This is a genomic window from Myroides pelagicus, from assembly GCF_009711055.1.
Lineage (GTDB): Bacteria > Bacteroidota > Bacteroidia > Flavobacteriales > Flavobacteriaceae > Flavobacterium > Flavobacterium pelagicum.
The window spans coordinates 1-26,501 of record NZ_WMJY01000004.1 but is presented as its reverse complement, the minus strand read 5'-3'; the positions used below and the strand labels follow the sequence as shown (position 1 = coordinate 26,501).

Sequence of the window (26,501 nt, the reverse complement as noted above, 5' to 3'; positions counted from 1 at the left end):
AATTATAATCGATATCATTAGGCAATTCCCTTTAAATATAAATACAAAAAGAAGCTATATAAACAATTATACACAGCTTCTTCCTATGAAAAATTCAATTATTACTTACTGATTAAAATACTCCATTAATTCATCGAATGAACCAGAAGCCTTATTTACATCTTTTACAACCTTACCTTTTTCCATCAAAATTACGCGATCTGAAATATCAAAAGTATGCTGCAAATCATGACTTGACACAATTATAGTCATCTTTCGATCTTCCATCTTACGTCTAATAAGCTCCTTTAATCGAATCTGAGTTGTAGGATCCAAATTAGCAAAAGGTTCATCTAAAACAACTAATTCTGGATTGCCAATAAAACATCCAACAATACCTATCTTTTTCTGATTTCCTTTTGAAAAATCACGTATATATTTCTTTTGTCCTAATACTTCTCCATTAAAAAAAGAAGAATATTCAGAGACTTGACTCTTAATTTGTTCAACAGACACCCCACGAACACGACCTACAAATTCAAAATATTCCTCAGCTGTAAGGTAGTCAATTAAGAACGTTTCATCTAAAAATGAAGCCGTATATGATTTCCACTCCTCAGAGGAAGCGACAGATGTATCTTTACTATAAATCGTTCCTTTACTTGGAGCAATCAAATCTAACAACATAGAGAACAAGGTCGTTTTACCAGCTCCATTATTTCCTACCAACCCAATACTCTCACCGAACTCGAACGTCAGAGAAGGAATATTAACTACTTCTACTAGATTATATTCCTTTATTAAATTTTCTATCTTAATCATATTACTTCTTTTTAAAATCAATTATCATATTGTACTTCTCTTTTTTATTCAAATCAGCTAAATAGCGAATTGTATATTTCCTAAAGACAATACCTAAAACACCACATAAAGCCAAACAACCTAGTGCACCGTAATAACCCAATACCCAATCAGCACAATAAAAAATCACGACTGGTATTAACAGTTGAGGAATAACCATTACAAATGAACGTGCGTTAAACGCTTTCTTATCACCCATAATATTCTTAGCCGAAGTCAAATCAATTGGAAAGCGCGTATATATACCTGTGTACAAAACCAAAAAACTTGAAATACCAATATTATAAATACCCATACTAACGATCAGCAAATAAAAATCTAACCCTTTGATTAAATAAACACTACATAATAAAATACTTATCAAAGTAGCGAAGCTAATCATTACCCACTTAGATTCTAAATATTCGTGAAAGGAGACCTTTTGAGTAAGAATCAGAGAATAGTGTGACGAATCCCAGCTCGGCACATATTGTCCAAACAACATCATAAAACCACCTGTCACAAAATATCCTAAAAATACTTGAAACCCATAACTATTACTTGCCGAACGAAAACCGAAATCAAATATAAAGGCATAAAAAACAAAGACTATACTCATCAAAATAACAGACTTCGCTCGCTTATTGCGCAAAATCAATTTTACATCATTCTTAATAAATAATGAGTGTTTACCAAACTTTTCCACCCAAGAAATATCAGATACATTGCGATCAATATCTTTCTTGATATCTAATACATCTATATATAAACTGGATAAATAAAAGCGCAATACAAGGCGGTACAATAAATAGAATATACCTACAAATAAAACTACTAAAAATGGATAATAATACGTTGCCGAAAAAATATGTTGTATATATGAGGTAAAATCAAAAATTTCATAGTAGGTTATTGCACCAAAACCAATTATCCCTATTACAAACGCAATAAATACAGTCTTATTATTTTCAATTAACACAACCAATAAGTGCATGATAAACGACAATAAATACAAACTAACAACCCAAAAAATAGAGCCAACTATATTATAATCAAACCGCAATAAATTCACTAATAAAGGAATATAAAAAAACAATTGAACAAAATTAAACGGAGTCAGAAAAGTTCTTTTGACAAAAAAAGAAACTATCTCTTTCTTCTTGATAGATAACACCAAGTAATGCTTTAGCATTGCAACCGGCATTTTCTGAAAAAAATAACGCATTATTAGTTCTGACGACAAGTAAAAAATAAAAAAACGACTCACTACATCGACTATACTCTGACCGTCAAACTCCTTTAAAACTATCTTATTAATTCCAATACCCAATATTAAGAATATCAAAGCTAAATATCCAAAAGCAAACCATTTCAATACAGCTACCCATATATCAATTCCTGACTTAGCACGACGCGAGAATTGCTTCTTCTGCAAACTCACTAACAATTTTTGTATCATAACATAGCACTTTAATTAATCTTATAAGACGAGGAAGATAACAAAACGTTACAATTTTTTTTAACATTTTTTTCATGATAACACATTTAATAAATGAGCAATCTGAAAGAGGTAATAAAGGAAAGTAAACTACCACTGCAAACAACTCCCTCATATTAAGCTAAATATTAATCACTTAATATTTTCGAAGCACGACTCTTTTCAAAAAAATTCTTTAGTAAGAAACTAAACAGAATTACCTAAACAACACGATAACTCATTAATTGACTTTGCTTCTATTTTTTGTTTTATAGTCTAAACACTAACGACTTCTATTTTTGAATACTTAGCATTTTGGACAAAAGCCTCAATGAAAAGACAAGAGTCTTGTGAAATAGGTTTTTAGTTTTTTTGCTGGCTGCTTTTTGTTAGGGATATTATTAGGTAATGCAAAGGATATGCTCGGGATATTTTTGACTCAAATATCCCGACCATATCCCTATCACCTCCCGACCATACAAAAGTAAAAGCATGAAAAAAACTACTTTGATACCTAACCCTAAAATGGGATAATTAGCAAAAAGGAAATAGGAGAAAATAAAGGAGATCAGTATTTAGCGGTACGTCAAAAGACGTCTTTTAGACTAGAATTAAATACAAAATAGTAAAGTGATAAGGAACAACCTTGTAATTACCACTTAAAAATCAATGTAATATACAAAAAAATAAGTTGTAAATGGCAATATTAAAATATTACTCTTCTACGCGAACGTACTACTCTATTCAGGAGTAATCAAATCTACTGCCGAATCAACTTGACAACAAAAAAACCATAGTAATTAAGGATATAACTATGGTTTTTTATAACTAAAAATAACTTAATGATGATGTTAGTTAATAAACAAACTTAATGCCAAAGAAGATAATACAAGAAATAAGTTTTTATCTTTGCTTCTCTAATTTTGAATGTAATGAAAAAAGATATCGAAATTCCTGAAGTAAAAAATGTTGAAATAGCTATTGTAAAGGAGTACAACGACAATTTTCTAGCTGATTGTTGGTATGCCTACTTATACAATAATACAGATAAAGACCTTGAAGCGATCATGATAATCTCACAAGCAAAAGGAGAAATAGACGGAGAGCAAAGAAACTCAAGTCTATTCAGACATGCATTTCCGAAACTAGCACCCAAACAAGCTCTAAAAGTTGAATTACTAGACGAAAATATCTTCCAGTTAGACAATACTTTTATGTTGACTTTCTTTCAAGAAGGTAAATTATTCGATAAGAAGTACGTATTGCAAGCTAACACTATTGAAAACAGAGATCTGGAAACTTTAGCTTTTGAAAATAAAAAAGGTTTTACACTGTAAATCAATAAAAATCACACTACGCTAAATAGTGCTAAATAATACAGGAGATGTCTATATGACATCTCTTTTTTTTTTGCAAAACATTGATGTAACGATATTTAACATTGGGATAATATTTTCATTTCTGTTTTTTAATACTTTTAACCTGACCACTACAACCGATTGTACTAAAGTATAATGATATAAACAATGAACTATGAATTATAACACACAAATTTCATTTGTAGTGGAGAATAACTTTCTTCTAATACCAACCAACACCAAAGAAGAAGAATCAATACTAGAAATAGTAGATTCCAAAAAGAAAATAATCCTACAGTTTAAAGCTCGAATAGACACAACAAGTAAGGGAGACCTTTTGCCTATCGAAATAAGCAAACACAGGGGAAAAGAACTTACTTTAAATATTCATTCTGCCAATCCAATTGTATCTGCTCATTTAAGTCTAGAACAAGCTAGCATTAGCCCAAAACGAAATAAACTAGCACATCATCCGATTGGTCATTTAGCTATTGAACAGTATCCTCTAGGCACACCATGTGGATTATTCGTTTTCAAAAATGAATATCTCCTATTTAGTCCATACAAAAGCAAAGACCATTCAGATGTTTATCAGGGGTGGGTAGTAGCTAAATCATCTAACTTAATGCATTGGAGAGTCAACTCTTTGCCTCTACAACTGAATCCTATCAGCACCTTTAAATCAAGCCACATCGTATTAGATACGGAAAATATAAGTAACCTTGGAAAAAACACCATACTAGCTTATTTTACCAATTCGAGTGAAGACTACAGCGTTTATCTAGCCTATAAAAAAGAAGGTGACACCTCATTTATTCCCTTCGGCAACTCTATACTAACCATCTCTTCAACTTATAGTTCTATTGACGGCTTAAAAGTCACGTATCACAAGCAAACAAGTCAATGGGTAATGACTATTTGTACAGATTATAGTATAGTATTCTACGAGTCAAAAGATTTGATCAATTGGAACATATTAAGTGAATTTAAGCATCGTGGTTTATTGGCTTCAGAGAAATGGAAGAATCCAACATTACAAACCTTGAGGTATGGAAAACAAGAAAAATGGGTTCTCCTAATTACAAAAGATAACGTCCAAAAACAGATTGAGCCACAAACTTATTACTTTGTAGGAGATTTTGATGGAACTACCTTTTCAGGGGATAAACATGCGACATTACTCCCATTAGATTATGGAACTGACAATGCTGGGGGGGTCATAATACACACAAAAAATAAGGAAAAACCTATTTACATTGGTTACATGAGTAATCCCATCTATGCAAAAGAACTCTTCCTAAACAAAGTGCCCTCAACAATGACTTACCCACGCACTTTAGACCTAACTAAAGCTAAAAAACAATATGTCATTGCTAGCTATACGGCCAAAGAAACAAAGGTTTTACGCGTTGAAAAAAACACCCTATCCTCGAGGCTGTTAGATAAAACAATTTGTTTAAAGTCTATACTGGAAGACAACAATGGAACTTTTGAATTGATCATTGACTTCGATATCATCGACGTGGACACTAAATACTTTAAACTTAATCTTTCAAATGAAGTAAATGAGCACCTTAGCTATCTTTTTCACTTTGAAAATAATGAACTAATTGCTGATCGCAGCCAGAGTGATCATGCACACCTCATCTCTAAGCTGACTTCTATACCAATAAAAGGAAGTCTATTTGAAATTAAAAAATATAAGGTTAAACTAGTTATAGATAAAACATCGGCTGAACTATTCATCAATAAAGGAAAAGTTACAATGACCCAACAAATATTTCCCAATGAACCATATAATACGTTAACCTTAGGGATTGAAAACGGAGCCATCGATATTACCAAATTAAACATATACCGCCTAGAGCGTTAAAAATAAAAAGCCTGTAGTAAACAACTAACTACAGGCTTTTCGACTTTATAACCAACAAAATTACATTACGAGTTCTCTACTTTCTTGGGAAATAAGAAAGAAGCAACCACTGATAGTATTAAAACACTTCCAATAACTGAAAGAGAAATAACTGACTCCACGTGGTAGAAAGGAGAAATAATCATCTTAATACCAATGAATGATAAGATAATTGCCAGACCATACTTTAGTTTAGAGAACTTATCCATAAAGTTCGCTAGTAAAAAGTATAACGAGCGCAATCCTAAAATTGCAAAAATATTAGAGGTATATAATATAAACGGATCATCTGGTGCTATAGCAAAAATAGCTGGTATACTATCTACAGCAAATATCAAGTCTGTAAACTCAATAACCATCAATGCAACAAACAACGGCGTTACCATTCGCACACCATTTTTGACAGTAAAGAACTTTTCACCATCATACTCATTACTTACTTTAAAGAACTTGTGTACCATGCGTACAGCAAAGTTTTTAGATAAGTCTTGATTCTCATCGTGTTCGTCTTTTGCAAACCAAGATTTAATTCCTGATACTAATAAGAAGATACCGAAAATAGTCAATACAGCATTGATCTTAACAGTCTTACCAAACAATTCCATAGCTGGCAAATAAGTCATATTGATAATCTCTACACCTGCGAAAATAAAAATCGCTCTAAAGACTAAAGCCCCTATAATTCCCCAAAACAATACTCTATGATGATATTCTTTAGGAACTTTAAAAAAGGTAAATACTAGAATAAAAACAAAGAGATTATCCACTGAGAGTGCCTTTTCTATCCAGTATGCAGACTGAAAACGAGCAAAGTTTTCAAAATCCATATAGTAATAGATTACACCACTAAAACACATTGCCAATCCGATCCATACTACTGTCCATATCAAGGCCTCTTTTGTAGAAACTGTGTGACTATGTCTATTAAAAACTCCCAAATCCAGTAATAACATTACTAAGACTACGATTCCAAATCCTGTTAGTAAACCAGGGTGATTAATTAAATGATCCATTATTTTTTTTATTAATGCGACAAAAGTAAATATAATATTATTCCCCAAGAGAAACTGTTATAACATATTAAAAACCAATACTTTAGATTAATTCAAAACACAAGATAAAAAGCGACAATAAAAAAATAACCCTTTGTTTTACAAAGGGTTAGCTATATATTTAAATCATTCTAAACAATAATGCCTATAAACTAAATTTTTAATCTAATTTTTCAGTTAGCTTTCTAAATGTCTTTTTTGGATCTTTGCCGTTGTACAATATATCGTATACTGCATTTATAATAGGCGTTTTAGCTCCATATTTTTGGTTTAATTCGTATGCACTCTTAGTAGCATAGTATCCCTCCGCAATCATACTCATCTCCATTTGTGCTGACTTTACAGTATATCCTTTACCAATCATGTTTCCAAACATACGGTTGCGTGAAAACAAAGAATAACCTGTCACCAATAAATCTCCTAAGTAAGCCGAATTATTAATATTGCGTTTCATGCGATGTACTTTCTTAATAAACTTTTTCATCTCACGTATCGCATTACTCATTAGCAGTGCTTGAAAATTATCTCCATAGCCTAATCCATGAGCCATTCCACATGCAATTGCGTAAATGTTTTTCAACATAGCAGCATATTCTGTCCCTACGATATCATCAGTCTCTTTAACTTTAATATAATGACCACTCAAGCAATCAGCAACAGTCTTTGCATGTTCTGGATTACCGCAAGCCAATGTTAGATAAGATAATCGCTCTAGGGCTACTTCCTCTGCATGGCAAGGCCCTGTAATTACTGCTATATTATCATAAGGAATATTATACACCGTATGAAAATGTTCACCTACAATCAGACTAGTTTCAGGAATAATTCCTTTAATTGCCGAAATAATAACTTTACCTTCTAAACTTACATATAATTTTTCCATTTCTTTACTCAAGAAAGCTGATGGAATAGCAAAAATCACATAATCAGCATATGAGATAGCCTTATTTATATCGTTTGTTAGAAATAACTGATCTACATCGAATTCAACAGAACTCAAATAATTTGGGTTATGGAAATTAATTTTAATCTCCTCTAAAGCAGTCTCATTACGCATATACCAAGCAATCTTTGGAAGATTCTCACTTAGCATTTTAACAATAGCGGTCGCCCAACTTCCACCTCCTATTACTGCAAATTTGGGATAATCATTCATAATTATAGATTATATCTCTGCCAAAAGTAAATAAAAAAGTCATTGCAAACAATCTTACAAAACACCGACTACCTTATCTCAACAGCATAAGTGCTCTTAAAATTAACTTTACCTTATCCAACTAAGTACGGTAAAAGTCATCATAAGCTAGTTCCTTATCTATCAATCTGGCTGCTTAATAACTTCGTTTTACTATTTCGTTGACCTTTTCTAAGGTAATTAGCTTTTTCTCTCCCAATACCGTCCAATTACGCCCATTGAAACGTTTAACTATGCGATCAGCAGCATCTTCATATTTATCTGTATAGGCTGACAAAGTTGTCTGTATCCCTAAAGAATGAAAAAAAGCCACCATCTGCTCAATAGCCTCTAAAGCAATCGTCTCATCGTCCTGACCTGAAATAGCAAATACACGTTTGCCAAACTGAGCTAATTTCTCTTTTTTAGAATCGATCATTACACGATATAAGTTCGGACCAATTATCGCTAATGTTCGTCCATGATCAATACCATACATCGCAGTCAGCTCATGACCAATCGCATGAGTAACCCAATCTTGAGCCACACCTTTACCTATAAGGCCATTTAAGGCCATCGTACAAGACCACATATAAGTCATCGCTGCATCATAATCCTTTGGATCTTTCAAGATTCGCGGCGCAACTTCAATGATCGTGGCAAGTATACTCTCTGCAAAACGATCTTGTAATGCTGCATTCTGGGGATAAGTAATATACTGCTCTAAAACATGTACAAAAGAATCTGCTAAACCATTTGCAATTTGCCTAATAGGCAATGAGCCTACAACTGTTGGATCACAAATAGCAAATTGTGGATACAAAGGCTCTCCAGAAAAAGACATTTTATCATTAGTCTCTACAATAGTCACTACACCACCATTATTCATCTCACTACCTGTAGCTGGCAACGTCAATACTGCTCCATATGGCATCGTTTGCCAATCTACTCTGCGTATCTTCAAAATAATATCTTTTGCATCTCCTTCAAAATAGATTGCTGACGCTATAAACTTAACCCCATCAATCACACTCCCACCGCCTACTCCTAATATAAAGTCAACTTTTTCACGTTGAGCAAGCGCTACACCTTTAATTAAAGTTTCATAGTGAGGATTGGGTTCTATTCCTCCGAATTCAATAACTTCAAAATCTGATAGTGCCGCTTTTACTTGATCATAAATACCATTCTTAAAAATACTACCACCTCCATAAGCTAATAAAACCTTTGAGCCCGGAGCTATTAAATTAGACACTTCTGCAATTTGTCCTTTACCATACAAGAGTCTTGTAGGGTTATATAATTCAAAATTCAACATAAACCTTTCTTTTTTCTAGAATACTCTATAAAATTAAAAAAAGGAATGCGAATGCATCCCTTTTCTTTCATATAAAAATGATAAATTTTACTTCTTAAAAAACAAGTTATGGTCGATATACTTCCAAACCTCTTTATCTAGTAAAGGCATAATATTCTTGCCTTCTTTAATAGAATTGCGTATAAAAGTCGCTGAAATTTCCATTATTGGTACCTTATCTACGAGATGTACATTTGCATGATCCTTTAAGGGATTCTCTTCTTGCTTACCGGTAAAAATACGTGGATACACATATATTTGATAACGGTCTAACAAGACTTCGTAATTCTTCCATTTAGGTAGACTATCTAAGTTATCTTGTCCCATTAATAGTGCAAATTCATGCTTTGGAAAACGCTCATGTAAATGAGCCATCGTATTCACAGTATAATTCGGCTGCGGTAGATTAAACTCAATATCAGAAGGTTTAATGTAATCGTAATCAGCTGTTGCTAAATTCACCATATGAATACGGTGAAAGTCTTCTAACAATCCCTTTTTTTTCTTCAAAGGACTATGAGGAGTCACTACCATCCACACTTCATCTAAATCAGTGAACTGCACCATGTGATTAGCAATCACTAAATGACCAATATGTATAGGATTAAATGTCCCAAAATACAGACCAACCTTCATGCTCTAATTATCTTACTTAATAAAATTCTTAACTAATTCAATCGCTTCTGCTTTTGCAGTGTCTAAGTCATAGTTCTTAATAATCATATCAAACTGAGGTGCTGTTGCAAGCTCTACTGATGCCTTAGCGATACGCATATTAATCTTGTCTTCACTTTCTGTTGAACGCTTTTTAAGGCGTATCTTAAGTTCATCTATACTTGGTGGTTTTACGAAGACAGCTAATGTTTCTTCAGGAAACTTCTTCTTGATTCTAAGTCCTCCAGCTACATCAATATCAAAAATAACATTTTTTCCTTCTGCCCAGATACGCTCAACCTCTGATTTAAGAGTTCCATAAAAATTATCCCTATAAACCTCTTCCCACTCTAGAAAATCATCTCCTTTAATATGCTTCTTAAAGTCATCTAAAGTAATAAAGTAATAATCTTTACCATTTACTTCCTCACCACGAGCAGAACGAGAAGTACAAGAGATTGAAAATTCTAAATTTAGTTCTTTCTGTTCAAGCAAGTGTTTAACAATCGTTGTTTTACCTGATCCAGAAGGTGCTGAAAACACAATCAGTTTACCTTTTTTCATAATAAAAAATACTACTGTATATAGTTAATCTATAGAACATTTAAAACCTGTTCTTTAATCTTCTCTAATTCATCTTTCATCTTCACAACAAACTTTTGCATTTCTGCATGGTTTGATTTTGATCCCATAGTATTGATCTCTCTTCCCATTTCTTGTGCAATGAAACCAAGTTTACGACCATTTGCTTCTGATCCTTCTAAAGTTTCGATGAAATAGTTTAAATGTTGAGCTAGGCGTACTTTCTCTTCATTGATATCAAGTTTCTCTAAGTAATAGATAACTTCTTGTTCGAAGCGATTTTCATCTACATTTACTTTTAACTCGTCTAAGTTTGTCTTCAAACGCTCTCTTACAGCTTGGATACGCTCTCCATCTAGTTTTGCAATTTCATCCATATATTGACGAATATTATCAACTCTTAAACGGAAATCGTTTTCTAAAGTAGCTCCTTCATTTCTTCTAAAAGCATTGATATTAACTATCGCATCTTTTATTACTTTTTCAATTTCAATCCACTCATTTTCATCTAACTCAATACGCTCAACCTTTAAAGCATCAGGCATACGAACAGCCATTTTCATGAACTCAGTCTCATCACCATTAGGTATGATAACCTTCATCTGATTGATATACTCTCTTACGATTGGGGCATTAATCTTATTCGATGTTTCTTCTGCAGTTATCTCACAGTACAACGAAAAGTCTACCTTACCTCTTTCTAATTCTTGAGCGATAGTATTGCGTAAAGGCAATTCCTTCTCTCTATACGTTAAAGGCAAACGAACATTTAAATCTAAGTTCTTACTGTTTAACGATTTAATCTCTACTGTGATTTTCTTAGTTGGTAATTGCAAGCATGCTTTACCAAAACCTGTCATCGAATGTATCATATACTGAAAAATAATAGCCGCAAAGGTACTAAAAAACTCAGTTTTACCATTTAATATTCAAGTAAATTCTTAAAGATAGTCGATTCTTAACCCTTTTTCACTCAGTTTCCTAAGAAAAAACTTAGTGCTAAACCTAACTGTTTTTAGAATCAACCCCAAAAATATCAATATTCTCACTATAGAAACTAAAAAATTCTGAGCCAGTCACTCAGTATAGTATTGATTAAACCCTAGAGTATTAGATGCAGACCAAACAGCAAATAACTATTCTTCTCCAAAAAAACAGTCAATAAGAAAAAGTATAACACAAAAAAAAACCTCCTAAAAAGAAGGTCTTTTTTTACTTTTTACACTAAAGATACTCTAGTGTAAACCAAAACAATCATAACTTAATGTGTCAACAAAACAATAATGACACTTGTGGTAAATCTTAGTAAACTGCTTTAATTTGCATTACCCCTAACTCAAATTAAATCTACAAAGATCTTTACCAACTTAATACACCTTAAAAAACACTTTGTGTGAATAGCGAAAAGGCTTTCATAGCAATCCTTCCCTTTCGTAATTCGATATTAAGACAACCACTTGATGATTTGGTCACATATTTTTTAAAAAAAAATTTTTTACTACACTAATTCTAAGGTAATCGAACAACTATTACTTTATTTAGAAACCAGATAATTCAGTTGAACCAAACCAGACTCAAAAGTCTTTGTTTCTCCAAGAATTAATTTTTGCACCTGTATACCTTCGGCAAACAATCGAATACCGCCTCCTAAAACAATCGGTATAATTGATAAAACTATTCGATCAATTAAGCCATCTTTCATTAACTGATGAACAAGCTGTGCACCTCCGTCACAAAAAATATCTTTTCCATTTTTTGCTTTTAGTTTGCTAATTAACAGTTCTAAATCACCCGAATAAAAAGTAATATTATCAGTTGCTGGTATTTCTTGTCTAGTTACTACAAAAGTCTCGCGCTCTGCATGGTGAAATCCATGTCCCTGACTAACCACCCAATCATAAGTTCGCTTTCCTATTAACACAGTATCAATGGTATCTATAAACTCCGCATATCCATAATCTTCGCCCTAACGTTGAACGGATTCCAAAAAACTTAAATCATCATTTAGCTTGGCAATATACCCATCTAAACTACACGAAATATACAAAACTACTTTTCTCATCTTATTGTCCATTTTTCACTCAAAAACAAAGAAGAGTCAGCGGTATGCTGACTCTTCTTCTATTTATTCTTTAATTGTTCTATCGCAGCTTCCACTACTTTCTTGCTATTCCCTACATAGATGGTATCATCGATAAACATCACTGGACGACTTAGAAAGGTGTACTGCTCCAGAATAAGCTTCTTAAAGTCTTCTTCTTGAAGATTTTTATCTTTTAATCCTTCACTTTTGTACAATTGTGCACGTTTATTAAACAGCTTTTCATAGCTCCCTACCTTATCGTACATTTCTTGCAACTGCTCTGCTGTCACAGGATTTTTCTTAATCTCTTGTAGTTCGAAGCTCTCTATCTCTGGCATCTCTGCTAAGATTCGTTTACACGTACCACAAGTACTTAGGTAATATATCTTTCTCATAACTATACATCTTTTACGGTAATGATATGTACTGGACAAACTTTCTCTGCTTGTTCACAGGCCTCTAAAATAGTATAATCTGGCGACTTTAACGTATGAAATCCTTTATTATTAATAGACTTCAATAGAACCGTCTTTCCGTCTTTCTTAGACATCTGAAATTGTTGAGGGGCAACCTCAACACAATAATTACATCCAATACACTTGTCTCTTTGTAGCGTAACTATGACCATTATGCCTCTACTATTTTATACAATTTATCTGATAAACGTATTCTAAAAGGTATCTTGATCGTACAATCATCTCCCTTAGTTGCTTTCTCAACCTTTTGTTCATTGACAAACAACTCCTCTACGATTAACTCCTGCGCTCCAGTACTAGGGCCTGTAATAAGAATCTTATCCCCAACCTTAATATCATAAGCTTCTATCTTAAACTCTCCTATTGATGCCTTCTGAAAATAGTGTGCCGCTTTACCTACATACACTTTCTTCTGTGTAGCATTACTGCCTGGGTTATCACTCCATTCTCCCAATTTTTGTCCTAGATAATAGCCACTCCAAAACCCTCGGTTATATACCGTTTCTAGGGCTTTCATCCACTCCGCTACTTTCTCTTGAGAGTATGTTCCATCTGCAATAGCATCAATTGCCTCGCGATAAGTACGTATCACTGTAGCTACATACTCAGGAGCTCTACCTCTACCCTCTATTTTCAGTACTTTAGTACCGGCATCGATTACTTGGTCTAAGAAGTCTAACGTACACAAGTCTTTTGGCGACATCATATATTCGTTATCTATCTCTATCTCAAAACCACTTTCTTGATCAATAACAGTGTATTTCTTACGACAGTTTTGTTTACACGCCCCTCTATTAGCAGAGGAATTATGTGAGTGTAAACTTAGATAGCATTTACCAGATACTGCCATACACAATGCCCCGTGACCGAAGATTTCTATTTCTACTAAGTTATCTGAAGGCCCCTTAACTTGCTCTCTCTCGATCGCTTCTGTAATCTTCTTCACTTGACGCAAACTCAGCTCTCTTGACAGCACAATAGTATCCGCAAATAAACTATAAAACTTGACAGTCTCAATGTTTGTCACATTCAGTTGAGTAGAAATATGTACTTCTAATCCTATAGCTCTTGCCGAAGCAATAACCGCTTGATCAGATGCAATAACTGCTGTTAACCCTGCCTCTTTTGCCCTATTCAATAAAGTCTTAACCACTGATAAATCGTGGTCATAAACGATAGTGTTTAATGTCAAATACGTACGTACATTCTTTTCTTTGCATCTTCTCGCAATCTCTTCTAAATCGTCAATAGAAAAGTTCACTGTAGAACGCGCACGCATATTCAACTGGTCAACTCCAAAATATACTGAGTCTGCACCGTTATCTAATGCGGCTTGCAAAGACTCAAAATTACCTGCAGGAGCCATAAGCTCTACTCTTCCTGAAACTGTCATATATTGTATCTTAGTCTATTATTTTATATAATTGGTCATTCTTACGAATACGGAAACTTAGCTCCATCGTCATCTTATCTCCCTTATTAGCTACGCTAACCTCAGCTCCATTAACCATCATTTTCTCAATAGTAAGTCTCTCATCACCTGTTGTAGGTCCAACAATTGCAATTTTATCACCGACATTTATCTCCTTGTCAACAATAAACTGCCCTACACCTACTTTCGTAAAGTAGTGTTGAGCTATACCTATAAGAACTTTTCGCACAACTTGCTTCTTGCGAATTTGAGTGACCGCACTAACTTTTACAGCCTTGATATCACCAGTAGCAGCACGCTCTTTTTGAAACTTCAATGCTTCTGAACGACCTTTTTTGAATACTAAGTTTCCCTTTTGTACTCCTTGACGCAAGCGTTTTTGCTCCTCAACAGGCAACTGAATGATGTCTAAACACTCATCAGAACAACATCCGTGCATCTGTTCTGCACATTCATCACATTGAATAAAAAGTAAATGACAAGCTTCATTAGCACAGTTGACATGAGTATCACACGGTTTGCCACATTGGTGACAGTTAGAAATAATATCATCAGTAATACGTTCTCCCAAGCGATGATCAAACACGAAATTTTTTCCAATGAACTTACTCTCTAATCCCTCTGCTTTGACCTGACGAGTATATTCAATAATACCTCCTTCTAATTGGTAAACATTTTTAAAACCGTGGTGTTTGAAATAAGCCGAAGCTTTTTCACAACGAATACCACCTGTACAGTACATGACTAAATTTTTCTCCTCCTTAATATCTTCTAATTGATCTTTGATAATCGGCAGAGATTCACGGAAAGTATCCACATCTGGTGTAATCGCTCCAACGAAGTGACCAACTTCACTTTCATAGTGATTTCTAAAATCCACTACTACAGTGTTAGGATCTTCTAAAATAGTATTAAATTCTTTTGCCTTTAAGTGAATTCCCTTATTGGTAACGTCAAATGTAGCGTCATTTAATCCATCAGCTACGATCTTGTTTCTAACCTTTACTGTTAGTTTCAAAAATGACAAATCATCTTGTTCGACTGCAACGTTCAGACGAATTCCTTTCATAAAGTCATACTGCTCTAAAGTATCTCTAAAGGCATCAAACTTAGATGCAGGCACAGACATTTGAGCATTAATCCCCTCATGAGCTACATAAGTACGCCCTAATGCGCCTAATGCATCCCAAGCAAGGAATAAATCGTCTCTGAATTGTTGTGGGTTTTCTATTTTGGCATACGCATAGAAAGATAAAGTCAAACGGTTCTCTCCCGCTTGTTCAATAAGTTCTGCTCTTTCTTCTGCGCTTAATGTGTTATACAGTTGCATGCTATATACTTTTTTAAGTGTAGATTATATATGTTTGAAATCCTAAATGGAAGAATTTCGGTGCAAAGATACTATTTTGATTTATAATTTTTAATACCAACTGTTTTTTTCAAGTTAAAACACTGATTAATAACCTTTATTAAATATTAAAACTCACAGAAGAAACTTATTTTTCTGTAAGTTTGTTAAATCTAATATCGTAAGATAGATTGATATTCACTAACTAAAACAACATAGTAATACAGTTCGAAAATCTACTACTTTTATTATTAAACCATTAGTATAATAATTATTAGCGGTACTATTTTTTTTTAAGTAACTTGTTTTTACTCATAGCAATTTCAAAACAACAGTATTTGTTGCCAAGCAAGCTAGTGCTATGCGTGCAGTTTACGAGCCCAAGAGCACTTCCTTGGCAAGCAAGGTGCACGCATACTGCAAGCATAGGTCAAGAAAGTAGGGAGAAAAAATGATGATCCGTTGATGATCCGTTGCAGGAAACTGATTAACTTTTAATAAACAATGCTCACTAAAGTATTAGATAGTCAGATTTATAAGTTGCGCTTCCAAATAACTACTTGTTTTCACACTAAAGCATGGTTATGATTGTAAACGACAATACAGAGTTATTTACATAATACAATCCATTACTTTGAGCTCTTCCTGCCTGAATACCATACGAATACCATGTAAAAAGAACTAAAAATAAAAAACGCTTTTATAACTTACCAATGTACAAAGAAGCTTCAATTGGTATAAATTCAGTAATTATTGTTTCATTCTATAATCTGTAAAAATCTTACCACTCATTATTTTTTTCAGTTTAGTTCCGATTAATTTTTTAGTAAATGCACTAAGGCGGTCTATAAATAACACCCCACGTATATGGTCGTACTCATGTTGTATAATACGCGCAGTAGTACCATGGAATGTTTTGGTATGTGCTTTAAAATCCCTATCTAAATACTCAATAGTAATAGACCACGGACGTGTAACTCGTTTGAAAATATCAGGAATACTCAAACACCCTTCTATCTCGTCCCAAGTCTCATCAGATTTGCCAATTATTCGAGCATTGATAAAAGTCTCTCTCATTCCCTCATCACCCTCTATAAAGTTTGCTTTGCGTTCATCAATATCCGCATTTTCATACATCACTATACTATCGACAACAAACAACTGTATAGTCTCTCCTACTTGTGGGGCAGCTAATCCACACCCATAAGCGTGCTCCATAGTTTCCCACATATCATCAATCAGTTTGTTTAAATCATCAGAGTTAGTAGCAATAGCATCACAATCTACTTTAAGAGTCTTGTTTCCGTATGCTAAAATCGGTAATTTCATTTTCGTTATTAATTTGCTGCAAAATAAAATAGTTTCAACATATAAACCAATATAGACTAATATAATTCATATATACCCCTAAAACTAGGAATATTAATGTGTTTTGCTATAAATTATATCATAGCAAAAAGCCCGAATTCCACTGCTATAATTCATAGCATAATACAAACCTACTCTTGAACTCTAAATAAATTATATTACTTTTACATCAGTAAGAATCTAATTTTTTAAAAAAATGAGTGCAGATAAAGAAGCAAAATTAAAAGCGTTACAACTTACACTTGATAAGTTAGACAAAACTTATGGTAAAGGTACAGTAATGAAGTTGGGAGATACTGCTGTAGAAGAAGTAGAAGTGATACAATCAGGTTCTTTAGGAGTGGACTTAGCTCTAGGAGTTGGAGGATACCCAAAAGGAAGAATCATTGAGATATATGGACCAGAGTCTTCAGGTAAAACGACATTGACTTTACACGCTATTGCTGAAGCACAAAAAGCAGGAGGTATAGCCGCTTTTATTGATGCTGAACATGCTTTTGATCGTTTTTATGCACAAAAATTAGGTATTGATATTGATAACTTAATCATTTCTCAACCAGACAATGGGGAGCAAGCTTTAGAAATTGCAGAAAACTTAATTCGTTCTGGAGCAGTAGATATCGTAGTTATTGACTCTGTAGCTGCCTTGACACCAAAGAGTGAGATCGAAGGAGAGATGGGAGACTCTAAAATGGGATTACACGCTCGTTTGATGTCTCAAGCATTAAGAAAGCTAACTTCGACAATTAACAAAACAAACTGTACAGTATTCTTCATCAACCAGTTGAGAGATAAAATCGGCGTTATGTTTGGTAACCCAGAGACGACAACTGGAGGTAATGCCTTAAAATTCTATGCTTCAGTACGTGTAGATATACGTAAGTCAACTCAGATCAAAGACGGAGACAATGTAATCGGTAATCGCACAAAAGTAAAAATTGTAAAAAATAAGGTAGCGCCACCTTTTAGAACCGCAGAGTTTGATATTATGTACGGAGAGGGAGTCTCTAAAGTAGGTGAAATACTAGATATGGCTGTAGACTTTGATATCGTTAAGAAAAGTGGGTCGTGGTTTAGCTATGGCGATACTAAATTAGGACAAGGACGTGATGCAGTAAAAGCTCTTATAAAAGACAATCCAGAATTAATGGACGAGCTTGAACAATTAATCAAGGACGAAATAAAAAATAAAGAAGCATAAAATTACTTCTAATAGAAAAAGGCTCTCTTATACAAGATAAGAGAGCCTTTTTCTATTATGTAAAAATCAACTAGGATTTGCTAAATTCTTCTTCCCATTGTGCTACTGGTTGATAAAGCAGATTATAAGCCTTATCTTTTAATTGTTTTCTATCTTCAATGGTTAATCCAATGGTTTCGATAGGTTCAAATACCTTTACAGGTACATTACCAGGGCGACCAATGCCCCAAACAAAGGGAAAATAGTGTCTCAAATGGCCAAAGGCAATTGGAACAATTGGAATCTGATGATCAATAGCTAAACGAAAAGCTCCATCTTTAAAACTATCGAGTATAATAGTTCGATCATCAGTTACCCCTCCTTCAGGAAATATGCAAATACTCAACCCCTTACTCAAACGATCTTGTGCACTTTCAAAAACTTGCTTTTTACTTTTTGCATCTCTTCTATCCACTAAAATACAAGTACGTTTATAGATAAAACCGAATATAGGGAGTTTTGAAAGCTCCTTCTTTCCAACAAATACAAAAGGATTGTCTTTAACTAAAATAAGCATCATCATGATGTCAAGCATAGAAGTATGGTTGGCAATAAACATATAACTCTTACCTCTTTCTAGCTGTTGAAAGCGTTCAATATGGTATCTCATTCCCAAACCATAGAAAACAATATATGCCCAAATACGTGCTAACTGAAAAAAATACTTATAGGTACGATCTGACCATATTGTAAACAAAAGAATTGGACTTAAAGCCAAGATGACGATAATCATCAAAATATAAAACCACAATCGCCATAACGAACTAAAAAAAGTTTGTAAATATCTCATCATTACTTAAAGCTTAATACAGAATTCTGATGACCAAATGTAAACAATAAAAAAATGTAAGATGTAATAAAACTAAAAACACCGTCAAAAAACCTATCTTTGTTACTCAATAAAAAATTATATTACGCAATGGCTAAAATTCTAACAGGAGTTCAGAGTACAGGAACTCCACACTTAGGGAATCTTTTAGGAGCTATTCTACCTGCAGTAGAAATGGCCAATAAAAAAGAGAATGAGTCTTTTATTTTTATTGCGAATTTGCACTCAGCAACGCAGATTAAAGACGCAAAAACATTAAGAGAAAACACCTATAGTGTAGCAGCTACTTGGCTTGCTTGTGGTGTAGATGTGAGCCACGTAACTTTCTACCGTCAATCAGATGTTCCGCAAACAACAGAATTGACTTGGTACTTAAGTTGTTTCTTTCCGTATCAACGCCTTACATTAGCACATTCATTTAAAGATAAAGCAGATGTATTATCAGATGTAAATGCAGGGTTATTTACTTATCCAATGCTAATGGCAGCTGATATTTTATTATACGATGCTGAATTTGTACCAGTAGGTAAAGATCAATTACAACATTTGGAAATAACACGTGATGTGGCATCTCGTTTCAACCATCAAATGGGAGAAACCTTCGTACTTCCAGAAGCAAAAATACAAGAGCAAGTTATGGTAGTTCCGGGAACTGATGGTAACAAAATGTCTAAGTCAAGACACAATACAATCAATATCTTCCAAACTGATAAAGTATTGAGAAAAGAAGTGATGAGTATCGAAACAGATAGTACACCATTAGAAGACCCAAAGAATCCAGATACTTGTAACGTATTTACAATCTATAAACTATTAGCTACTCCAGAACAAGAAAAACAAATGAGAGCTAAGTATCAAGGAGGTAACTACGGATATGGACATGCTAAACAAGAACTCTTCGAACTGATTGTAGAGAAGTTTAAAGATATTCGTGAGAAATACGATTACTACATCAACAATTTAGATGAAGTGGATCGCTTATTAGGTATAGGTGCAGAGAAAGCTTCAGTCATCGCAACAGGAACTTTAAATAAAGTTCGTGAGAAATTAGGATATACTAAAGTACAATAAAGTAAAAAGTCGATAAGTTAAAGCTTATCGACTTTTTTATACAATCTCGTAATACTTACCTGGTAAGGGACGAACACCCTCCTTTAATTCAAGATTAAGCAAAATAGTACTAACTTTATAAATAGGAAGGCTTGTTCCTAAAGCAATTAAGTCTAGCAGTTCCCTTTTCGCTTCAATCAAATAATCAAAAACCTGTTGCTCTTCTACTGTAAGATCAAGAAATAAAACTGGTTGTACTTGCTTTGTTTTTCGAGGCTCGCAATCCCAATTCAAAGCAGTAATAATATCTCTAGCAGAAGTCAAAAGTTGTGCACGATGCGTTCGGATAACTTCATTACAACCTTGACTCATAATATCATTAACTCTGCCAGGTACAGCAAATACATCTCTATTATAATCATTTGCATAATTAATCGTACTCATTGCCCCACCTTTAAAAGCACTTTCAATAACAATTGTAGCATAACTGATACCAGCAACCAAACGATTCCTTTGAATGAAATTCTCCCTCTCAATCTTACTGAACAAAGGAAACTCTGTTAGTAAACTACCGTACTCACAAATCTGGTCAGCTATAAATTGGTGATACTCTGGATAAACTCTATCTAATCCATGCCCAAGAATAGCGATGGTCTGAAGACCATTATCTAAAGCGCGCTTGTGAGCACACACATCAACTCCCTACGCTAAACCACTCACAATAACAGGGTTATAATACGATAAATCATCGACTAACTTTTCGCAAAAGGCAATCCCACGACTACTCGGTTGTCGAGTACCAATAATACTAATCACTCGACAGTTATTCCAATCGAATAATGGTTTTTTAGAATAAACAAGTAATGGACTATCAACACACTCTCTCAACAAACGAGGGTAATAATCATAATAATAATAATAAACAAAACAATTTGCCTTAATTAGCTCTTCCATCTCTTTCGCTGCTAATTCAAAAACAGACTTCTCCAATAATTTCTTATAGAGTTTTCGTTAATTTTAGGAACCTGAATCAATTCCTTAGAGGAGAGAGAAAAAACATTAGTAGCACTACCTGCGAATTCAATTAAACGCTTAGTCAATACAGGTCCAATACCGCTTATCTTAGTTAGAGCAATAGCATAAAACAACTCGTCGTCTGATAATTCTACCTTTGTCATATTAAAAAGTTTAAGTATATTACACTTATTAAAAGAGCCACAAAAACTAATCCAAAAAGGATAAAAAAGCATCGTTATTACTATTTAAAAACAAATAAATCAACCACTTAAAATAAAGCGATACAAATATAAGCGAGAAAAAAAGTTTGAAATATTTTAGGTTTAATGTACTTTTGTAAGATATGAATATACAGGCATACATATCAACACTTTTATACCGCTATCAATGCGTTATAATTCCAGGGTTTGGAGCATTCTTGACAGAAATGAGATCTTCTTATTTTGACAAGGAAAGCAACTCATTTTACCCACCTTCAAAAAAGCTATCTTTTAATGCGAGTATCACTAACAACGATGGTTTACTTGCAAACTACATAATGAGAGTAGAAAAGATAGGTTATGAAGACGCTTTACAAGCGATTAGAAACCTGGTTAATAAATGGAACAAGCAACTAGAAACAGAGGAAGCTTTAATTCTTGATGGTATTGGAACTTTTACAACAAATCAAGAGAATAAAATAACCTTTGAACCTGTAGCCTCTGACTTATTACTTAAGACTGCTTTTGGGCTTACACCACTTAATGCAGCAGTAATCGATAGACAAGCCCCACAGACTGTAGAAAAACAAATAGTGCCTATTCAAAGAAGAAGACCTGTATATAACTTCTTTAAATATGCTGCAACTATAACAATAATCGCGGGAATAGGCAGTCTATTGTACAACGAATATGACAATTACTTAGAAGCTCAAGCTGTACAAATAGAAAAAAATGTACAAACACAGGTCCAAAGCAAAATACAACAAGCTACCTTCGTAATGGAACCCTCTGCTACTACAATTTCTTTACCCGTAAAAAATGAAATTGAAGAAATAGTAAACACACCATATTATATTATTGCTTCGGCATACAGAAGTGAAAACAGTGCCCAATCAGTTGCTCAAAAGCTTAAAGAGAAAGGCTATACTAATGCACAAGCACTTAAGAGAACAAAATATGGAATGTACCCAGTGGCTTACGGTGGATATGCCACCCAAGTTGAAGCTCAAAAAGAACTAAGAAAAATCCATCAGACATTAAATACTGATGCTTGGATACTTGTTCAATAACGATATAACAAAATCCCGAAAACTGAAGGCTTTCGGGATTTTTATTTATAGTATATTTGCGCAAAATTAAAATACATGGACGCAAAATTAGTATCTGCATCAGCGACTTATATGACAGACTTGGTACTTCCAGGAGAAACAAACCCTTTAAACAATATGTTCGGTGGTGAACTATTAGCAAGAATGGATAGAGCAGCAGGTATTGCAGCTAGAAGACATTCTAGAAGAGTGTGTGTTACCGCTTCAGTAAATCACGTAGCTTTCAACAGACCTATTCCACTAGGAAGTGTAGTAACAGTAGAAGCTAAAATATCAAGAGCATTTAATAGCTCAATGGAAGTTTATATCGACGTTTGGATCGAAGACAGAGAATCAGGTTCGAAAAAGAAAGCAAATGAAGCAATATATACTTTTGTTGCTGTAGATGATACAGGACACCCAGTACAAATACCTGAAATACTTCCAGAATCAGACCTAGAGCAAGAGCGTTATATTGGCGCATTAAGACGTAAACAGTTGAGTCTAGTATTAGCTGGAAAAATGAAAGCAAATGAAGCAACAGAGTTAATCGCTCTATTCAAAGAATAACCATACCATACATATGAAAAAATCTATTTATTTGATACTTGTATTCCTATTTACATTACAAGTAACAGAAGCTTTAGCATGGGGAACTACTGGTCACCGCGTAGTTTCAGAAATCGCAGAACGCAATCTAACGAAGAAATCAAAAAGAGAACTTGCTAAAATCATTGGCAAACAACAACTTGCGTATTGGGCAAATTGGCCAGACTTTTTAAAATCAGACTCTGCATGGAAATTCGCAGACTCATGGCATTACATCAATCTTGATGCTAATATTGATAGAGAGGCATTTGACAATACATTAGCACAATCTACTGAGAAGAACCTATATAAGCGAACACTTTTACTAATAGATGAACTTAAAAATGGCAATTTAAGCCTTGAGGAAAAACAACAAAAGCTCTATTTCTTAATTCACTTAATTGGAGATGCTCACCAACCATTACACCTTGGTCGACCAGAAGACCTAGGGGGGAATCGCGTTAAAGTAGAATGGTTTAGAAAAAGTACTAACCTACATAGCTTATGGGATTCTGCTTTAGTAGATTTCGACAAATACAGTTATACAGAATATGCTACAGTATTAGATGTACACGACAAAAAACACAATACTGAAATTGTTAAAGGTTCTTTAGAAGATTGGCTATATGACTCCTATACTTTAGCTAACAAACTATATGATAGTGTTGAAGATAATCAATCTCTTAGTTACCGATACCATTATGACTTTAAATATGACGTAGAAAGTCAATTATTGAAAGGTGGTCTTCGTTTAGCCAAGGTATTGAATGAAATATTCGAATAAGAAAAGGAGACGCGTAAAACGTCTCCTTTTTTGTTTATATGTTATCGACTATAAGTAGTGCTTCCACTTCTTGAACTAGAGTTGCTATTCCCTCTTGAATAATTAGAACGACTATAACTGCTGTTGTTACTATTTGTTCCACTATTACCTCTTGAGTAATTGGAGCGACTATAACCGCTGTTGTTACTACTTGTTCCACTATTACTTCTTGAGTAATTAGAACGGCTATAACTGCTGTTGTTACTACTTGTTCCACTATCCCCTCTTGAGTAATTAGAGCGGCTATAACTGCTGTTGCTACTACTTGTTCCACTATCCCCTCTTGAGTAATTAGAGCGGCTATAACTGCTGTTGTTAGAATAAATATTACCTCTACTATAGTTTAAATCACGCTGGTTAGTATAACCTGCTTCTTTATAAGTCGTACGAAAATCTCGACTAGGATTACTCTTCTCATAATATGTTGTACGATTATTAGCATACATTGATTCCGCTCGATAACTATAGCGATATGGATGATAGAAATAATTATTGTTCACATTAATATGAGCGTGAACATGGGTTACATAACGTTGAGTCGGGTAAGGTGAATACGAGTAATAATAACTAGGATAATACCCCCAAGACCAACCCGAATAATAAGGTCGATAAGAAGAACTCCAAAAGATCGAAAACAAAGGAGGCTGAGTATAATATACCGGTTCATAAATATAGTTTGGACCATAAAAAAATGGATTCCCTACAAATTGAATATAAGTCGTTCCTCTACGGTTGTCCTTTTCAATCTCAATCGTCAAGACATCTTGATATAGATCTCTCCCAAGAACAGCTTGGACTATTATTAGGTGTGTATAATCCTCAACAACTTCTACAACTCGTAGATAATCTACATAACCGTCATTATTCAAATCAAGATTTGAAATACGCGCGTTAGGGTCATTTAAACGATATTCAAAATCGGCTAAATCAGTCGATTGCCCAAATATAGAGGCAACAGCTTGAATATCTAAATTATCACTAATTCCATAATTCACAGCCTGTATAGTAGTTTTTTGTGCCATTATTACTCCACCTATCAACAGGGAAAATAGACACATCAAAAATCTCAACTCTTTCATAATCAAATAGTATTTTAATTGACAAGAGTAAGTTTAAAAACAATAAACGTACCAATGCAATAGCAAGATACAGAAAATGAAGATATCAAACCTTTAACAACTTGCTAAATTATTAATGTATAAACGTATAAGTCTCAAATCAGCAATAATTCTTTTTAGCCTAGACCAACTATTAGTCTCACATTTTTACTAATTTTGTCATATAACTCACATTCATGATAGAAAGAGAAGAAATAAACTTTGAGCGTTCAGTAATAGTAGGAATTATTACACAAGACCAAGATGAGTCAAAACTTAATGAGTATTTAGACGAATTAGAGTTTTTGACCTTTACTGCAGGAGGACAAGTACATAAACGTTTTTCTCAAAAAATGGATAGACCAAATCCAAAGACGTTTGTAGGTACGGGAAAAATGGAAGAGATACATCAGTATATTGTAGAAAACGATATACACACGGTAATCTTCGATGATGAGCTATCTCCAGCACAACAAAAAAACATCTCTAAATTACTCGACTGCAAAGTACTAGATAGAACAAACCTCATCTTAGATATATTTGCACAACGTGCGCAGACTTCTTATGCAAGAACTCAAGTAGAGCTTGCCCAATTTCAGTATTTACTTCCGCGATTATCAGGGATGTGGACACACCTTGAGCGTCAAAGAGGAGGAATTGGTATGAGAGGACCAGGAGAAACAGAAATTGAAACAGATAGACGTATTGTACGTGATAGAATAGCCCTATTAAGAGATAAACTAAAAGTGATCGATAAACAAATGGCGTCTCAACGTAGCAACCGCGGTGCTATGGTGCGTGTCGCTTTAGTAGGGTATACAAATGTTGGTAAGTCAACATTAATGAATGCTATTGGTAAAAGTGAGGTATTCGTTGAAAATAAACTATTTGCCACACTTGACACAACAGTACGAAAAATTGTAATTGGTAATTTACCTTTCTTACTTTCAGATACAGTTGGATTTATCCGTAAGTTACCAACTCAATTAGTTGAATCATTCAAAAGTACGCTAGATGAAGTAAGAGAAGCAGACCTGTTATTACATGTCGTTGATATTTCACATCACGATTTTGAAGATCATATAGCTTCAGTAAAAGAAATTCTTAAAGACATAAAGAGTGATGATAAACCAACTATAATGATTTTCAATAAAATTGATGCTTATGTACCTGAAACTATTCAAGAAGATGACCTAATGACTGAGCGTACCTCTAAACATTACTCTATCGAAGAGTGGAAGAATACTTGGATGAATAAAGTTGGTGAAAACAACGCCATATTTATTTCAGCTACGAATAAAGAAAACTTCGAAGAATTCAGAAAAAAAGTTTACGAAAAAGTAAGAGAAATACACATAACACGTTTTCCTTACAACAACTTTTTGTACCCAGACTACGATCATTTATTGGGAGAAAATTCAGAAGAATAAAATTTATAATTGCTTAGATTCAACAAATAAATGCAACAGCATTTAAA

At 33.9% G+C, this 26,501-nt stretch carries 26 protein-coding genes and 1 pseudogene; 8 read left to right on the top strand and 19 right to left on the bottom strand.

Annotated features, from left to right (window positions below; genetic code table 11):
- Positions 1-105 precede the first annotated feature (105 nt).
- Positions 106-801 carry an ABC transporter ATP-binding protein gene (locus GJV77_RS02790; RefSeq protein ID WP_155034834.1) on the bottom strand — a complete coding sequence of 232 codons (696 nt, stop codon included), beginning with the start codon at positions 799-801 and terminating at the stop codon, positions 106-108.
- 1 nt (position 802) lies between these two features.
- Positions 803-2,278 carry a DUF5687 family protein gene (locus tag GJV77_RS02785; RefSeq protein ID WP_155034833.1) on the bottom strand — a complete coding sequence of 492 codons (1,476 nt, stop codon included), beginning with the start codon at positions 2,276-2,278 and terminating at the stop codon, positions 803-805.
- Positions 2,279-3,228: 950 nt separating this feature from the next.
- Between GJV77_RS02785 and GJV77_RS02780 the strand changes: the two genes are divergently transcribed.
- Both GJV77_RS02780 and GJV77_RS02775 read left to right on the top strand, forming a co-directional pair.
- A complete protein-coding gene (locus GJV77_RS02780; RefSeq protein ID WP_155034832.1) occupies positions 3,229-3,633 on the top strand; it encodes a ribosome-binding factor A in 405 nt (134 codons plus the stop codon).
- 196 nt (positions 3,634-3,829) lie between these two features.
- Positions 3,830-5,527 carry a glycoside hydrolase family 32 protein gene (locus tag GJV77_RS02775; protein WP_155034831.1) on the top strand — a complete coding sequence of 566 codons (1,698 nt, stop codon included), beginning with the start codon at positions 3,830-3,832 and terminating at the stop codon, positions 5,525-5,527.
- 65 nt (positions 5,528-5,592) lie between these two features.
- On the opposite strand, the gene GJV77_RS02770 is transcribed toward GJV77_RS02775, so the two are convergent.
- The 12 genes from GJV77_RS02770 to def form a co-directional block, all read right to left on the bottom strand.
- Positions 5,593-6,579 (bottom strand): TerC family protein, encoded by a 987-nt coding sequence (locus GJV77_RS02770; RefSeq protein WP_155034830.1) that lies wholly within the window; start codon positions 6,577-6,579, stop codon positions 5,593-5,595.
- Positions 6,580-6,778: 199 nt separating this feature from the next.
- Complete coding sequence (locus tag GJV77_RS02765) at positions 6,779-7,774, bottom strand: NAD(P)H-dependent glycerol-3-phosphate dehydrogenase (protein ID WP_155034829.1); 996 nt, start codon at positions 7,772-7,774, stop codon at positions 6,779-6,781.
- 175 nt (positions 7,775-7,949) lie between these two features.
- Complete coding sequence (locus tag GJV77_RS02760) at positions 7,950-9,110, bottom strand: iron-containing alcohol dehydrogenase (RefSeq protein WP_155034828.1); 1,161 nt, start codon at positions 9,108-9,110, stop codon at positions 7,950-7,952.
- An 87-nt stretch (positions 9,111-9,197) separates the two neighbouring features.
- Positions 9,198-9,785: a nicotinate (nicotinamide) nucleotide adenylyltransferase gene (nadD, locus tag GJV77_RS02755; protein WP_155034827.1), complete on the bottom strand. Its 588-nt coding sequence runs from the start codon at positions 9,783-9,785 to the stop codon at positions 9,198-9,200.
- Positions 9,786-9,797: 12 nt separating this feature from the next.
- The gene (gene gmk / locus GJV77_RS02750) at positions 9,798-10,367 is read right to left on the bottom strand and encodes a guanylate kinase (protein WP_155034826.1); all 570 of its coding nucleotides are present in this window, start codon (positions 10,365-10,367) and stop codon (positions 9,798-9,800) included.
- A gap of 29 nt (positions 10,368-10,396) precedes the next feature.
- A complete protein-coding gene (locus GJV77_RS02745; RefSeq protein ID WP_155034913.1) occupies positions 10,397-11,245 on the bottom strand; it encodes a YicC/YloC family endoribonuclease in 849 nt (282 codons plus the stop codon).
- 674 nt (positions 11,246-11,919) lie between these two features.
- Positions 11,920-12,306, bottom strand: coding sequence for a dihydrofolate reductase family protein (locus GJV77_RS14885; RefSeq protein ID WP_317162541.1), 387 nt, complete (start codon positions 12,304-12,306; stop codon positions 11,920-11,922).
- Positions 12,307-12,506: 200 nt separating this feature from the next.
- Complete coding sequence (locus GJV77_RS02735) at positions 12,507-12,863, bottom strand: arsenate reductase family protein (protein WP_155034825.1); 357 nt, start codon at positions 12,861-12,863, stop codon at positions 12,507-12,509.
- Positions 12,864-12,865: 2 nt separating this feature from the next.
- Positions 12,866-13,096 (bottom strand): ferredoxin, encoded by a 231-nt coding sequence (locus GJV77_RS02730; RefSeq protein ID WP_155034824.1) that lies wholly within the window; start codon positions 13,094-13,096, stop codon positions 12,866-12,868.
- A complete protein-coding gene (locus GJV77_RS02725; RefSeq protein ID WP_155034823.1) occupies positions 13,096-14,337 on the bottom strand; it encodes a U32 family peptidase in 1,242 nt (413 codons plus the stop codon). The genes GJV77_RS02730 and GJV77_RS02725 overlap by 1 nt, the downstream gene beginning before the upstream one ends.
- Before the next feature lie 10 nt (positions 14,338-14,347).
- On the bottom strand, positions 14,348-15,706 hold the full coding sequence (trhO, locus tag GJV77_RS02720; protein ID WP_155034822.1) for an oxygen-dependent tRNA uridine(34) hydroxylase TrhO: 1,359 nt from the start codon (positions 15,704-15,706) through the stop codon (positions 14,348-14,350).
- A 768-nt stretch (positions 15,707-16,474) separates the two neighbouring features.
- The gene (gene def / locus GJV77_RS02715) at positions 16,475-17,053 is read right to left on the bottom strand and encodes a peptide deformylase (RefSeq protein ID WP_155034821.1); all 579 of its coding nucleotides are present in this window, start codon (positions 17,051-17,053) and stop codon (positions 16,475-16,477) included.
- Between the two features lie 235 nt (positions 17,054-17,288).
- On the opposite strand from def, the gene recA reads away from it, so the two are divergent.
- Positions 17,289-18,293 (top strand): recombinase RecA, encoded by a 1,005-nt coding sequence (recA, locus tag GJV77_RS02710; protein WP_155034820.1) that lies wholly within the window; start codon positions 17,289-17,291, stop codon positions 18,291-18,293.
- A 70-nt stretch (positions 18,294-18,363) separates the two neighbouring features.
- Here the strand turns inward: recA and GJV77_RS02705 are convergent, their stop codons facing one another.
- Positions 18,364-19,122, bottom strand: coding sequence for a lysophospholipid acyltransferase family protein (locus GJV77_RS02705; RefSeq protein ID WP_162853982.1), 759 nt, complete (start codon positions 19,120-19,122; stop codon positions 18,364-18,366).
- Positions 19,123-19,251: 129 nt separating this feature from the next.
- On the opposite strand from GJV77_RS02705, the gene trpS reads away from it, so the two are divergent.
- Complete coding sequence (gene trpS, locus GJV77_RS02700; RefSeq protein ID WP_155034818.1) at positions 19,252-20,232, top strand: tryptophan--tRNA ligase; 981 nt, start codon at positions 19,252-19,254, stop codon at positions 20,230-20,232.
- Positions 20,233-20,268: 36 nt separating this feature from the next.
- On the opposite strand, the gene GJV77_RS14880 is transcribed toward trpS, so the two are convergent.
- From GJV77_RS14880 to GJV77_RS14870, 3 genes and pseudogenes are all read right to left on the bottom strand, one after another.
- Positions 20,269-20,583, bottom strand: a complete 315-nt coding sequence (locus GJV77_RS14880; RefSeq protein WP_240142810.1) for a DprA-like winged helix domain-containing protein — start codon at positions 20,581-20,583, stop codon at positions 20,269-20,271.
- A 9-nt stretch (positions 20,584-20,592) separates the two neighbouring features.
- A pseudogene (locus tag GJV77_RS14875) lies at positions 20,593-21,165 on the bottom strand (DNA-processing protein DprA); the annotation flags it as partial.
- A gap of 11 nt (positions 21,166-21,176) precedes the next feature.
- Positions 21,177-21,389: a hypothetical protein gene (locus GJV77_RS14870; RefSeq protein WP_240142804.1), complete on the bottom strand. Its 213-nt coding sequence runs from the start codon at positions 21,387-21,389 to the stop codon at positions 21,177-21,179.
- 182 nt (positions 21,390-21,571) lie between these two features.
- Here GJV77_RS14870 and GJV77_RS02690 point away from each other — a divergent pair, with 182 nt between their 5' ends.
- The 3 genes from GJV77_RS02690 to GJV77_RS02680 all read left to right on the top strand — a co-directional run bounded on the left by GJV77_RS02690 (position 21,572) and on the right by GJV77_RS02680 (position 23,888).
- The gene (locus GJV77_RS02690) at positions 21,572-22,498 is read left to right on the top strand and encodes an HU domain-containing protein (protein ID WP_155034817.1); all 927 of its coding nucleotides are present in this window, start codon (positions 21,572-21,574) and stop codon (positions 22,496-22,498) included.
- Positions 22,499-22,573: 75 nt separating this feature from the next.
- Positions 22,574-23,086, top strand: a complete 513-nt coding sequence (locus GJV77_RS02685) for an acyl-CoA thioesterase (protein WP_155034816.1) — start codon at positions 22,574-22,576, stop codon at positions 23,084-23,086.
- Between the two features lie 13 nt (positions 23,087-23,099).
- Positions 23,100-23,888: a S1/P1 nuclease gene (locus GJV77_RS02680; RefSeq protein WP_155034815.1), complete on the top strand. Its 789-nt coding sequence runs from the start codon at positions 23,100-23,102 to the stop codon at positions 23,886-23,888.
- A gap of 41 nt (positions 23,889-23,929) precedes the next feature.
- On the opposite strand, the gene GJV77_RS02675 is transcribed toward GJV77_RS02680, so the two are convergent.
- Positions 23,930-25,006, bottom strand: a complete 1,077-nt coding sequence (locus GJV77_RS02675; RefSeq protein WP_155034814.1) for a hypothetical protein — start codon at positions 25,004-25,006, stop codon at positions 23,930-23,932.
- Between the two features lie 215 nt (positions 25,007-25,221).
- Between GJV77_RS02675 and hflX the strand changes: the two genes are divergently transcribed.
- Positions 25,222-26,454, top strand: a complete 1,233-nt coding sequence (gene hflX, locus GJV77_RS02670; RefSeq protein ID WP_155034813.1) for a GTPase HflX — start codon at positions 25,222-25,224, stop codon at positions 26,452-26,454.
- The last annotated feature ends 47 nt before the right edge of the window (positions 26,455-26,501 follow it).

Excerpts from the sequence above, each read along its gene's own strand:
- trhO (WP_155034822.1), bottom strand. The coding sequence starts at position 15,706 with ATGCAACTGTATAACACATTAAGCGCAGAAGAAAGAGCAGAACTTATT.
- GJV77_RS02735 (WP_155034825.1), bottom strand. The coding sequence starts at position 12,863 with ATGAGAAAGATATATTACCTAAGTACTTGTGGTACGTGTAAACGAATC.
- nadD (WP_155034827.1), bottom strand. The coding sequence starts at position 9,785 with ATGAAGGTTGGTCTGTATTTTGGGACATTTAATCCTATACATATTGGT.
- GJV77_RS02765 (WP_155034829.1), bottom strand. The coding sequence starts at position 7,774 with ATGAATGATTATCCCAAATTTGCAGTAATAGGAGGTGGAAGTTGGGCG.
- def (WP_155034821.1), bottom strand. The coding sequence starts at position 17,053 with ATGAAATTACCGATTTTAGCATACGGAAACAAGACTCTTAAAGTAGAT.
- GJV77_RS02770 (WP_155034830.1), bottom strand. The coding sequence starts at position 6,579 with ATGGATCATTTAATTAATCACCCTGGTTTACTAACAGGATTTGGAATC.
- gmk (WP_155034826.1), bottom strand. The coding sequence starts at position 10,367 with ATGAAAAAAGGTAAACTGATTGTGTTTTCAGCACCTTCTGGATCAGGT.
- GJV77_RS02775 (WP_155034831.1), top strand. The coding sequence starts at position 3,830 with ATGAATTATAACACACAAATTTCATTTGTAGTGGAGAATAACTTTCTT.
- GJV77_RS02760 (WP_155034828.1), bottom strand. The coding sequence starts at position 9,110 with ATGTTGAATTTTGAATTATATAACCCTACAAGACTCTTGTATGGTAAA.
- hflX (WP_155034813.1), top strand. The coding sequence starts at position 25,222 with ATGATAGAAAGAGAAGAAATAAACTTTGAGCGTTCAGTAATAGTAGGA.
- GJV77_RS02725 (WP_155034823.1), bottom strand. The coding sequence starts at position 14,337 with ATGACAGTTTCAGGAAGAGTAGAGCTTATGGCTCCTGCAGGTAATTTT.
- GJV77_RS02685 (WP_155034816.1), top strand. The coding sequence starts at position 22,574 with ATGGACGCAAAATTAGTATCTGCATCAGCGACTTATATGACAGACTTG.
- GJV77_RS02790 (WP_155034834.1), bottom strand. The coding sequence starts at position 801 with ATGATTAAGATAGAAAATTTAATAAAGGAATATAATCTAGTAGAAGTA.
- GJV77_RS02675 (WP_155034814.1), bottom strand. The coding sequence starts at position 25,006 with ATGAAAGAGTTGAGATTTTTGATGTGTCTATTTTCCCTGTTGATAGGT.
- GJV77_RS02730 (WP_155034824.1), bottom strand. The coding sequence starts at position 13,096 with ATGGTCATAGTTACGCTACAAAGAGACAAGTGTATTGGATGTAATTAT.
- GJV77_RS14870 (WP_240142804.1), bottom strand. The coding sequence starts at position 21,389 with ATGACAAAGGTAGAATTATCAGACGACGAGTTGTTTTATGCTATTGCT.
- trpS (WP_155034818.1), top strand. The coding sequence starts at position 19,252 with ATGGCTAAAATTCTAACAGGAGTTCAGAGTACAGGAACTCCACACTTA.
- GJV77_RS02680 (WP_155034815.1), top strand. The coding sequence starts at position 23,100 with ATGAAAAAATCTATTTATTTGATACTTGTATTCCTATTTACATTACAA.
- GJV77_RS02745 (WP_155034913.1), bottom strand. The coding sequence starts at position 11,245 with ATGACAGGTTTTGGTAAAGCATGCTTGCAATTACCAACTAAGAAAATC.
- GJV77_RS02690 (WP_155034817.1), top strand. The coding sequence starts at position 21,572 with ATGAATATACAGGCATACATATCAACACTTTTATACCGCTATCAATGC.
- GJV77_RS02780 (WP_155034832.1), top strand. The coding sequence starts at position 3,229 with ATGAAAAAAGATATCGAAATTCCTGAAGTAAAAAATGTTGAAATAGCT.
- GJV77_RS02705 (WP_162853982.1), bottom strand. The coding sequence starts at position 19,122 with ATGAGATATTTACAAACTTTTTTTAGTTCGTTATGGCGATTGTGGTTT.
- GJV77_RS02785 (WP_155034833.1), bottom strand. The coding sequence starts at position 2,278 with ATGATACAAAAATTGTTAGTGAGTTTGCAGAAGAAGCAATTCTCGCGT.
- recA (WP_155034820.1), top strand. The coding sequence starts at position 17,289 with ATGAGTGCAGATAAAGAAGCAAAATTAAAAGCGTTACAACTTACACTT.
- GJV77_RS14880 (WP_240142810.1), bottom strand. The coding sequence starts at position 20,583 with ATGAGTCAAGGTTGTAATGAAGTTATCCGAACGCATCGTGCACAACTT.